The following is a 9,921-nucleotide window of genomic DNA, read 5'->3' on the forward strand; positions in this document are numbered from 1 at the left end:
CATCAGTGAGCAAGCGCTGCCCAATGCGTCGAAGCAAAAGGGGTGAATGAGCCGTTGCAAGGATTGCACCAGTCGCAACGCACCTTCTTGTCAGAGGACCGATCGGGATTGGGAAAAGTTTCGACTATTTTTCCACTTTGTGACCGATCGGTCTCATCTCGAGAAAATGAGTCTAGGCCAGAACTTAGAGCGGTAAAGGGCAGATGGCAAAATTGTTCGACAATCGGTTTGTAGCGGTACGGACGTGCCTGATCGAGGTGCAAACGCCCCGACGAAGTGCATGTTTTTTTGCGGTTTGGCCTCAAAAAGTCACTAGGCAGTCACATAAATGTGCGAGGTGATCGAGCGGCTGCGCACCGTTTCGGTGCGTGCGGTGAGTCCCGCATTTGGCTGAACTACTGCCTTACTGCCCGCCTTGATGCCTTGTTATAGTTCGGGCCTCATTTTTGCCCGCAAAAGGATCACTGGCATGTCTCGGTACACCGCGTTCAACGTCGAACTGGTCGATAAAGTCGCCCATGTGCAGATCAACCGCCCGGAGAAGATCAACTCGATGAACGCTGCGTTCTGGAGCGAGATCGTCGAGATCTTCCAGTGGATCGACGACACCGATGAAGTCCGCGTGGTGGTCCTCAGCGGGGCAGGCAAGCATTTCTCCTCGGGTATCGACCTGATGATGCTGGCCGGCGTGGCCAATGAACTGGGCAAGGACGTCGGGCGCAATGCGCGCCTGTTGCGACGCAAGATTCTCACCCTGCAAGCGTCGTTCAACGCGGTCGATAACTGCCGCAAACCGGTGCTTGCGGCCATACAGGGTTACTGCCTGGGTGGCGCCATCGACCTGATTGCCGCGTGCGACATGCGTTATGCCGCCGAGGACGCACAATTTTCAATCAAGGAAATCGACATCGGCATGGCTGCCGACGTCGGCACATTGCAACGCTTGCCGCGGATCATCGGTGACGGCATGCTGCGTGAACTGGCTTACACTGGTCGCACGTTTGGCGCCGACGAAGCGCGGGGCATGGGCCTGGTCAATCGTGTCTACAGCGACAACGCCAGCCTGCTCGACGGCGTCATGGGCATTGCCCGTGAAATCGCCGGCAAGTCGCCGATCGCCGTCACCGGCACCAAAGAGATGATCAGCTACATGCGTGACCATCGCATCGATGACGGCCTCGAATACATCGCCACCTGGAACGCTGCCATGCTGCAATCCACCGATCTGCGCGTGGCCATGGCCGCCCATATGAGCAAACAGAAACCCGAATTTCTGGATTGATTAACCATGATTCCTCGCTGGACCACGGCAGTACTGGACACCGATCAACCTGGCGGCTGGGCCGTTGCGCGCAGCCCCGAGGGCTTTCTGTTCGATGACAATGGCGCACTGTTTGCGCGCGAATGGTTAAAGCGTCAGGACCTGTCGATTCTCGCCGAACATGGCATCGGTCATCTCGATGGCGAGCCGGTCTACCTGTTGGAGCTGCGCAGTCATAGCGAGGTGCCGGGCTGCAACTGGAAAGGCCTGCGGGCGTTCATGCTCGAAGGCGATCAAACGCTCTACAAGGTGCTCGGTTACGCCGCCCAGATCGGCACCTGGGCCCGCGAGCACCGCTTTTGCGGCAATTGCGGGCAGGCGACCCATCAGGTGGTGCGTGAACGGGCGATGTACTGCGAGCCGTGCGACTTGCGCTATTACCCGCGCATCTCACCGAGCATGATCGTGCTGGTGACCCGTGGCGACGAGATTCTGCTGGGCCGTTCGCCGCGTTTCGTGCCGGGTGTCTACAGCACTCTGGCCGGGTTTGCCGAGCCGGGCGAATCGGCCGAGGACTGCCTGATTCGCGAGGTTCGCGAAGAGGTGAGCATCGAGGTGAAGAACATCCAGTACATGGGCAGCCAGTGCTGGCCATTCCCGCACTCGATGATGCTTGGCTTTCATGCTGAATACGCCAGTGGCGAGATCGTCTGTCAGGAAGACGAGATCGAGGATGCCCAGTGGTTCAACGTGCACGAGCTGCCGCCGTTGCCAGCGTCACGCTCGATTGCCCGTTACCTGATCGACGTCTATGTGGCGCGGCGTTTAGGCCACGCTGAACCAGTGCTGCCAGGCTAGGCGCACGGTCAGGCCCAGCACCACGGTGATGAACACCGGGCGAATGAATTTCGCGCCGCCGCTGATGGCGGTGCGGGCGCCGAAGAAGGCGCCGACCATCAACGACGAGCCCATGCACAGGCCGATGATCCAGTCCACCTGACCGGAAAAGATGAAGATCGACAGCGCCGCGGCGTTGCTGACGAAGTTCATGCTGCGCGCCACTCCGCTGGCCTTCACCAGGTCGATGGGGTACAGCAGCAGGCTGCTCACGGTCCAGAACGCGCCCGTACCGGGACCGGCCACGCCGTCATAGAAGCCGAGGCTGAAGCCTTGGGTCGACTGCCACGTTTTCTTGATCGGTGCGTCGCTGTCCGTTGGCGCTTTCGGCGTGCCGCCAAACAATAGATAGACCCCGCAAGCGAAGACGATCACCGGCAGCATCTTGTTCAGCCATTCCGCCGGCAGGTAATGCGCGACCACGGCACCGGTCAGCGCGCCGACCAGGGTTCCGACGATGGCGTGCACCCATTGCGCGGGGTGGAACAGCTTGCGGCGGTAGAAAGTGAAACTGGCAATCGCCGAGCCGAAGGTCGAACTGAGCTTGTTGGTGCCCAGCACCAGATGCGGCGGCAGGCCGGCGGTCAGCAGGGCCGGGGTGGTCAACAGACCACCGCCACCGGCAATGGCGTCGATGAAACCGGCAACAAAAGCGACAAGGGCCAGGATGGCCAGGGTGGAGAGGTCAACGCTGAGTTCGAAAGGCATGGGATCGGCTTATTCGGCGGGTGCAGAAAGAGGCTGCAGGGAAGGGGCGACATCTTACCCACCCGAACAACACAACACCATTGTAGGAGCTGGCTTGCCAGCGAAAGCGGTGTGTCAGCCAACATTGGTGTTGGATCCGACGACGCCTTCGCTGGCAAGCCAGCTCCTGCGAAAATGACGTGTTTACAGACCAAGATCCGACAAGCTCGGGTGATCGTCAGGACGGCGCCCCAGCGGCCAGTGGAACTTGCGCTCGCTTTCCTTGATCGGCATGTCGTTGATGCAGGCGAAGCGGCGGGCCATCAGGCCGTCCTCGTTGAACTCCCAGTTTTCGTTGCCGTAGGAGCGGAACCAGTTACCCGAGTCGTCGTGCCATTCATAGGCATAACGCACGGCGATGCGGTTGTCGGTAAAGGCCCAGAGTTCCTTGATCAGTCGATAATCCAGCTCCTTGGCCCATTTACGGGTCAGGAAGCCTTTGGCTTCTTCGCGGTTGTAGGCGAACTCGGCGCGATTGCGCCATTGGGTGTCCAGGGTGTAGGCCAGGGACACGCGCTCGGGGTCGCGGGAGTTCCAGCCGTCTTCAGCCAGGCGAATCTTTTCAATGGCCGATTCACGGGTGAAAGGGGGTAATGGCGGACGAACTTCGGCATTAGACATTTCAAGTCTCCGTATCAAGTTAAAGTTCAAACACAAGGTCGAGCTTGATTAAGTTGCTACAGGTCCAATAACTTTCGCGCCATGCATTGCGCATTATCGGCAGCACTGTGATCACCCATTACAAGCGCCACAGTAATGGCACCATCGATCAGGATCAGCAGCTGTCTGGCCAGCATCTGCGGATCCTCGGCACCCTGTTCGGTACACAGCTCGCACACGTAGTCGAGCAGCTTCTGTTTATGTTCTTTGGCGACCAGGCGCACCGGGTCTTGCGGGTCGCCGGTTTCGCCACTGGTGTTGATGAAGGCGCAACCGCGGAAGCCCTCGCAGGCGAACCACGACTTGAGTACGGTAAACAGGTTGAGCAGTCGCTCGGCCGGGGTTTCGGCCTGGCCGACCTCCTCACGGTACCAGTGCATCCAGCGCTGGTCGCGGCGTTGCAGGGCGGCCACCACCAGTTCGTCCTTGTTGGCGAAGTAGCGGTAAATGCTTTTTCTGGAGACGCCGGCGGTTTTCACCAGAAGATCCATGCCGGTGGCGGCTATGCCACTTTTGTAGATCAACTTTTCGGTGACATCCAGAATGATGTCGCGTGTGTCATTGCTAGTGATTTCGTTCATGTGGCTAACAGTAGAACGATCGTTCTCCTTGGTCAATGGGTATTTTTGCAGGGCCTGATAAATGGCCTTCGCTGGCAAGCCAGCTCCTACAGGGGGAATGCGGTCAATCTGTAGGAGCTGGCTTGCCAGCGATGGCATCAGAACAGACACCAACAAGACCCAAACCCATCGATGGTGTAAGCTCTCGGGTTCTTCGGATTCGACCCTTTGCGAGCCCTATGCCGTCGCTTTTCAAACGCTCCCTGCTGCCCAAACTACGCAGTTTTCCGCTGACAGCCGATGCCCTCAGCATCCTCAGCGGCGCTGCCGAATTCCGTCGTTGCCTGCTGGAGAAAATCGCCAGCGCGACCCGGCGCATTTACATCGTTGCGTTGTATCTGCAACAGGATGAAGCCGGTCAGGAAATCCTCGACGCCTTGCACGCGGCCAAACTGGCGCGTCCGGAACTGGACGTGGTGGTCGTCGTCGACTGGCTGCGCGCCCAGCGCGGCCTGATCGGTGCCGGCAAGCAACCGGGCAACTCCGCCTGGTATCAGGAAATGACCCGCACCCACGAAAGTGTTGTGCCGGTCTACGGCGTCCCGGTACAAACCCGCGAACTGTTCGGTGTGTTGCACCTTAAAGGCTTCGTGATCGATGACTGCGTGATCTACAGCGGTGCGAGCCTGAACAACGTCTATCTGCACAAGTTCGACAAGTACCGCTACGACCGCTATCACCTGCTGCACAATCGCGAACTGGCCGATTCGATGCAGCACCTGGTGCAGCACGGCCTGGTGGCCTCGAAAGCGGTGCACCGCCTCGACCTGCCGAACCTGCCGACCACCCGCAGCCTGCGCCATGACATCGGCGACCTGCGCAGCCGTCTCAAGCACGCGGCGTACGACACCACGCGGGGCACCATCGACAGGGCGGGTCTGTCAGTCAGTCCGCTGCTCGGCGTCGGCAAGAACAATCCACTGAACCGGGTGATCTGCGAACTGATTGCCAGCGCCCGGCAGCAACTGACCATTTGCACACCGTACTTCAACCTGCCGCTGGCGATCATCCGCGAGATCAACCGCGCGCTGGCCCGTGGGGTGAAGATCGATATCGTGGTCGGCGACAAGACGGCCAACGACTTCTACATTCCGCCGAGCGAGCCGTTCCGGGTCATTTCGGCGCTGCCGTACCTGTACGAAATCAGCTTGCGCCGGTTTGCCAAGCGCCATCAGCGCAACATCGACAGCGGCCAGTTGAACCTGCACCTGTGGCGTGATGGCGACAACACCTATCACCTCAAGGGCATGTGGATCGATCAGCGTTATACCTTGCTGACCGGCAACAACCTCAACCCGCGAGCGTTTCGACTCGACCTGGAAAACGCCTTGTTGATCGATGATCCCCATGGCGAACTGCTGGAGCCGCGTCGCAATGAGCTGACAGAGATCTTCCAGCACACCCGTCGCATCGAGCATTTCCAGAACCTGGAAACCCTCGCCGAATACCCGACGGGCGTCGCCAAATTCCTCAAGCGCGTGAGTCGTGTGCGGATCGAGCGCTTGCTTTACCGCATTCTCTAAAAAAGATCGCAGCCTGCGGCGACTGACGCCTTCGCGAGCAGGCTCGCTCCCACAAGGTTTCGTGGCCCACAGGATCTGCGTCGAGCGCGCGGTTTCAGCTAATATGCCCCCCACTCGAAGAAGAACAGGGCTTGCCGCGATCCATGTCGGAAAAAGACACCATCTCCATCCAACTGGTGCGTGAAGCACTGTTGCAAAGCTGCGCGCCAGGCATCGCCACGGACGAGGTGCTGGTCAAGGTTGGCATCGACCCACAGCTGTTGGGTAACGCCGATGCCCGTGTTCCGGCCACTGCTTATGCGCGACTGTGGCGGTTGCTGGCACGGCGCGGGGATGATGAGTTTTTTGGCATGGACCCACGCAAACTGAAATCCGGCAGTTTTGCGTTTCTGTGTCGCAGCGCCATGCTCCAGCCCAACGTGGCGGCGGGGCTGGCCAGCGGCCTGGTGTTTCTGTCGTTGATCCTCGAGCACCTGCCGGCGCAGTTGGTGCGTCAGCAAAGCCTGGCGGAAATCGTCCTGCTGGAGGACGACAAAGACCCGCGCCGGGCCTTTACCTATTTCACCTACTGGATGATCGTGCACGGCGTTGCCTGCTGGCTGGCAGGGCGGCGGATTCCGATTCTGGCCATCGAGCTGCGTTGTTCGAAACCGGATTTCTGCGATGACTATCAGGTGATGTTTTCCGAGAACCTGCGTTTCGACCGTCCGCGTACGCGGATGATTTTCTCCGCCGATTGCCTGGATTTGCCGATCAAGCGCAGCCCCGAGGAGCTCAAGCGATTCCTGGCTCATGCGCCAGCGAACATTCTGGTGAAGTACCGCGATCCGCAGAGCCTGGCCAGTCGTATCAAACATGATCTACGCCACCTGCCAGCCGAACACTGGCCGGAAACCGAAGCCCTGGCGCAACGCCTGTGCATGTCGGCTTCAACCTTGCGCCGCCGACTGGCCGAAGAAGGGCAGACCTATCAAGGTCTCAAGGATGGTGTGCGCAAGGAACTGGCGATTGTCTGGCTGGCCGAGCCCGCGATCAGCTTCAGTGAAATCGCCACGCGGCTCGGGTTCGCTGACGTCAGCTCGTTCTACAAGGCGTTTCGCAAGTGGTCGGGGTCAAATCCGGGGCATTACCGCAGCCTGATTCTCAATGACGTCGAGTGAGCCCGGCGACGCAATGACCATTCTACGCGGGTGATTTTCCGGATTTACGTCGGGGAAGTCCCGCTGGCAAATTGAATGGCATCGGTGCGGATCAAGCGCAGGTTTTCAACGGCTGCCAGTGATCGAACCTGGCAGATTGATCGTGCCACTGTCCACGAAGCGCGTCGTGTTGAACACTCCGCCCGAGAGCTTGCCGTGCAGGATATAAGGCATGTTGTCGAGTGTTTTCATCTGGCTGATGCCATAGGTCTGGCGGACCACCGAAAACGCCGAAACGCTGACTGGCACGCTGACGACGGTGTCGGAAAAACGCCCGATCTCGCCCCTCTCATCGGTGACGCCAGAGGCGAATGGCTGGCCGTTGATGTCCAGGTCGAGGGCGACGCCGCTATAAGTAAGGGTGATGTCATTGGGGTTCTGCACGCGGATTTTCACGGCAAAGCGCACTTCCATGCTCTCGCCTTGCAGGGGCTCGATACCCACGACGTTGACTTTCACCGGGTCTCTATAGGGCAGCGAGGAGCAGGCACTCAGGCAGAGCAGGAGGGAAATCAGGACCGCGTGGACGCTGCGCATGGACGTGCTCTCATCTGAAAAGGGCTGAGCCGCCAGCGGCTCAGCCCTCGAGCCCGTCTAGCGGTTTGACTGTGCAACCGCCGCAGCCTTGGCCGTTTCATCCCTGGCGGTCACATCGGGGTTCTGCATCACCTGAAGCACGGAGGCCTCTGGATCGAATTCGTCCTCCTCCAGCTCGATGAACTCCTCGGGCAGGAAGATATTAAGAACGATAGCGCACAGCGCGCCGACGGTGATGGGCGATTCGAAAATGTTGTGCAGGGCCTTGGGCAGTTCACGCAAGACTTCCGGCACGGCGGCCACACCCAGGCCCATGCCGAGTGAAATCGCCACGATCAGCATGTTGCGTCGGTGCAGGCCGGCCTCGGCGAGGATCTTGATCCCGGCCACGGCGACGGTGCCGAACATCACCAGCTCCGCACCACCCAGCACCGGCTTCGGCATCAACTGCAACACGGCCCCGATCATCGGGAACAGACCGAGCACCACCAGCAGGCCGGCAATGAAAAACGCCACGTAGCGACTGGCAACGCCAGTGAGCTGGATCACCCCGTTGTTCTGGGCGAAGGTCACCATCGGCATGCTGTTGAACACCGCTGCCATGGCCGAATTGAGGCCGTCGGCGAGCAGGCCGGACTTGATTCGGCGAATGTACACCGGGCCTTTGACCGGTTGCCGGGAGATCATCGAGTTGGCCGTGAGGTCTCCGGCGGCCTCCAGCGGCGAAACGAGGAAAATCACCGCCACCGGAATGAACGCCACCCAATCGAAGGCGAACCCGTACTTGAACGGTACCGGTACACTCACCAGCGAGACTTCGGGCAGGCTGTTGAAATCCACTTGCCCCATGAGCCATGCCACCACGTAGCCCAGGGTCAGGCCGATGACGATCGCGCCCAGGCGCAGAAACGGCACGTCCACCCGGTTCAACACCACGATGGTTCCCAGCACCAGCGCCGCCAGGGCCAGGTGACTGGCAGCACCCAGGTCTGTGGCGCCGAAGCCTCCGGCGATGTCGGTCATGGCCACCTTGATCAGCGACAAGCCCATCAGCGTGATGATCGTCCCAGTCACCACCGGGGTGATCAGCATGCGCAGTTTGCCGATGAACTGGCTCAGCACCACTTCAATGAACGCGGCAAAAAAACACACACCGAAGATGGTCGAGAGAATCTCATCGGTGCCGCCGCCCCGGGCCTTGACCATGAAGCCGGCACTGAGAATCACACTGATGAACGAGAAGCTGGTGCCTTGCAGGCACAACAGGCCGGAGCCTACCGGGCCGAAGCGCCGTGCCTGCACGAAGGTGCCCAGGCCGGAGACGAACAGCGCCATGCTGATCAGATAAGGAATTTCGCTTTGTAGCCCCAGGGCGCTGCCCATGATCAGCGTCGGGGTGATGATGCCGACGAAACTCGCCAGCACATGTTGCAGGGCGGCGAAGACGGTGGCGGTCAGGTGCGGGCGGTCGTCGAGGCCGTAAATCAGGTCGCTGTGGCGTGGAGCAGGGGCTTTTTCGGAGGCGGTCATGGTGGTTTGCGTGCCAGAAGGCGGGCCGGGTCAGAAAATGGAGGCGCAGGATGCCAGAACCGCCCGGCCACGGCAAAAGAACCTCAAAAACAGTGGTTTACAGTCGTGGAGCGAGCACCTCGCCAACGCTGCGGCGTTTGGCGTGCAGTTGGCTGGCCTGGATCAACTGTTCGAGGTCTTCGGGTGTGACGTCATAGAACGCTTCCATATCGGCCAGCGCCAGTTTCAGGTCTTCGGCGGTGATGGCTTGACGGTCGAGCGGCGGCTGACCGGCCGGGATCATGACCACCGGTTCGCTGGCACTTTTGGGGTAACGAATGCGGGTCAGGTTGTTGTAGGCCAGGGCGCAGCTCAGCATCGTCGCCGCGCTTAGCATTACCGGTTCAATGGCTTTCCAGCCCATGGCAATGGTGGCCGGATCGGCCAGTACCAGGGTCAGTGCCAATGCTCCTGCCGGTGGATGCAGGCACCGCAGCCAGCACATCAGGATCAACGCCATGCCCGCGGCCAGGCAAGCGCTACCGAGGGTTCGGCCCAGCACATGGGCCACCAGCAACGCAATTACTGCGGCACTCAGGTAGCCGCCCAGAATCGACCAGGGTTGGGCGAGCGCGCCCGAAGACACGGCAAACAGCAACACCGCCGACGCCCCCAGCGGGCCGATCAGGTGCTGGGCCACCTCAATGCCGAACACCTGGGCACAGAACCACACGCTGAGCAGCGTTCCCAAGGCCATGCCAATGGCGGCGCGGCTCCATTCAGTGGGGCGGGTGTTGATGGCGGCGGGCAACCAGCGAGCAAGCATTCCGAGAAAAACTCCGGCAGAAAAAAGCGAGGCAAAAAAAGGTTCTTCACGCAATCCAGGGGAACACCGATACCTGTAGGAGCCGGCTTGCTGGCGATGGCGGCCTCATGGCTGGCGTATTTTGTTGGTGGTGTACATATCC

The 9,921-nt window shown here is 60.1% G+C and carries 10 protein-coding genes; 4 read left to right on the forward strand and 6 right to left on the reverse strand.

The window, feature by feature from the left end; genetic code table 11:
• The first annotated feature begins 469 nt into the window (after positions 1-469).
• Together PMI31_RS25675 and nudC are read left to right on the forward strand one after the other, a co-directional pair.
• Entirely contained in the window at positions 470-1,282 is an 813-nt protein-coding gene (locus PMI31_RS25675) for a crotonase/enoyl-CoA hydratase family protein (protein WP_008022365.1), read from the forward strand.
• A 6-nt stretch (positions 1,283-1,288) separates the two neighbouring features.
• A complete protein-coding gene (nudC, locus tag PMI31_RS25680) occupies positions 1,289-2,119 on the forward strand; it encodes an NAD(+) diphosphatase (RefSeq protein ID WP_008022366.1) in 831 nt (276 codons plus the stop codon).
• On the opposite strand, the gene PMI31_RS25685 is transcribed toward nudC, so the two are convergent.
• The 3 genes from PMI31_RS25685 to PMI31_RS25695 form a co-directional block, all read right to left on the reverse strand.
• Positions 2,087-2,866: a TSUP family transporter gene (locus PMI31_RS25685; RefSeq protein WP_007974280.1), complete on the reverse strand. Its 780-nt coding sequence runs from the start codon at positions 2,864-2,866 to the stop codon at positions 2,087-2,089. The two genes, nudC and PMI31_RS25685, sit on opposite strands and share 33 nt — an antisense overlap.
• A 183-nt stretch (positions 2,867-3,049) precedes the next feature.
• Entirely contained in the window at positions 3,050-3,526 is a 477-nt protein-coding gene (locus tag PMI31_RS25690; RefSeq protein ID WP_008022369.1) for a nuclear transport factor 2 family protein, read from the reverse strand.
• Positions 3,527-3,582: 56 nt separating this feature from the next.
• Entirely contained in the window at positions 3,583-4,146 is a 564-nt protein-coding gene (locus PMI31_RS25695; protein WP_043302656.1) for a TetR/AcrR family transcriptional regulator, read from the reverse strand.
• A 218-nt stretch (positions 4,147-4,364) separates the two neighbouring features.
• On the opposite strand from PMI31_RS25695, the gene pssA reads away from it, so the two are divergent.
• A complete protein-coding gene (gene pssA / locus PMI31_RS25700; RefSeq protein WP_008022375.1) occupies positions 4,365-5,708 on the forward strand; it encodes a CDP-diacylglycerol--serine O-phosphatidyltransferase in 1,344 nt (447 codons plus the stop codon).
• 143 nt (positions 5,709-5,851) lie between these two features.
• On the forward strand, positions 5,852-6,868 hold the full coding sequence (locus PMI31_RS25705) for an AraC family transcriptional regulator (RefSeq protein WP_008022377.1): 1,017 nt from the start codon (positions 5,852-5,854) through the stop codon (positions 6,866-6,868).
• Between the two features lie 105 nt (positions 6,869-6,973).
• On the opposite strand, the gene PMI31_RS25710 is transcribed toward PMI31_RS25705, so the two are convergent.
• The 3 genes from PMI31_RS25710 to PMI31_RS25720 form a co-directional block, all read right to left on the reverse strand.
• Positions 6,974-7,444, reverse strand: coding sequence for an LEA type 2 family protein (locus PMI31_RS25710; RefSeq protein ID WP_008022378.1), 471 nt, complete (start codon positions 7,442-7,444; stop codon positions 6,974-6,976).
• 57 nt (positions 7,445-7,501) lie between these two features.
• On the reverse strand, positions 7,502-8,974 hold the full coding sequence (locus PMI31_RS25715) for a nucleobase:cation symporter-2 family protein (protein ID WP_008022380.1): 1,473 nt from the start codon (positions 8,972-8,974) through the stop codon (positions 7,502-7,504).
• Between the two features lie 97 nt (positions 8,975-9,071).
• Positions 9,072-9,779 (reverse strand): HPP family protein, encoded by a 708-nt coding sequence (locus tag PMI31_RS25720; RefSeq protein ID WP_008022382.1) that lies wholly within the window; start codon positions 9,777-9,779, stop codon positions 9,072-9,074.
• Between the last annotated feature and the right edge of the window lie 142 nt (positions 9,780-9,921).

The sequence above is a fragment of the Pseudomonas sp. GM55 genome, from assembly GCF_000282395.1.
Lineage (GTDB): Bacteria > Pseudomonadota > Gammaproteobacteria > Pseudomonadales > Pseudomonadaceae > Aquipseudomonas > Aquipseudomonas fluorescens_CC.

What these genes read in the sequence shown, in the direction of transcription:
- PMI31_RS25715 (WP_008022380.1), bottom strand. Translation starts at nt 8,974, where the DNA reads ATGACCGCCTCCGAAAAAGCCCCTGCTCCACGCCACAGCGACCTGATT.
- PMI31_RS25705 (WP_008022377.1), top strand. Translation starts at nt 5,852, where the DNA reads ATGTCGGAAAAAGACACCATCTCCATCCAACTGGTGCGTGAAGCACTG.
- PMI31_RS25685 (WP_007974280.1), bottom strand. Translation starts at nt 2,866, where the DNA reads ATGCCTTTCGAACTCAGCGTTGACCTCTCCACCCTGGCCATCCTGGCC.
- PMI31_RS25695 (WP_043302656.1), bottom strand. Translation starts at nt 4,146, where the DNA reads ATGAACGAAATCACTAGCAATGACACACGCGACATCATTCTGGATGTC.
- pssA (WP_008022375.1), top strand. Translation starts at nt 4,365, where the DNA reads ATGCCGTCGCTTTTCAAACGCTCCCTGCTGCCCAAACTACGCAGTTTT.
- PMI31_RS25675 (WP_008022365.1), top strand. Translation starts at nt 470, where the DNA reads ATGTCTCGGTACACCGCGTTCAACGTCGAACTGGTCGATAAAGTCGCC.
- PMI31_RS25710 (WP_008022378.1), bottom strand. Translation starts at nt 7,444, where the DNA reads ATGCGCAGCGTCCACGCGGTCCTGATTTCCCTCCTGCTCTGCCTGAGT.
- PMI31_RS25690 (WP_008022369.1), bottom strand. Translation starts at nt 3,526, where the DNA reads ATGTCTAATGCCGAAGTTCGTCCGCCATTACCCCCTTTCACCCGTGAA.
- PMI31_RS25720 (WP_008022382.1), bottom strand. Translation starts at nt 9,779, where the DNA reads ATGCTTGCTCGCTGGTTGCCCGCCGCCATCAACACCCGCCCCACTGAA.
- nudC (WP_008022366.1), top strand. Translation starts at nt 1,289, where the DNA reads ATGATTCCTCGCTGGACCACGGCAGTACTGGACACCGATCAACCTGGC.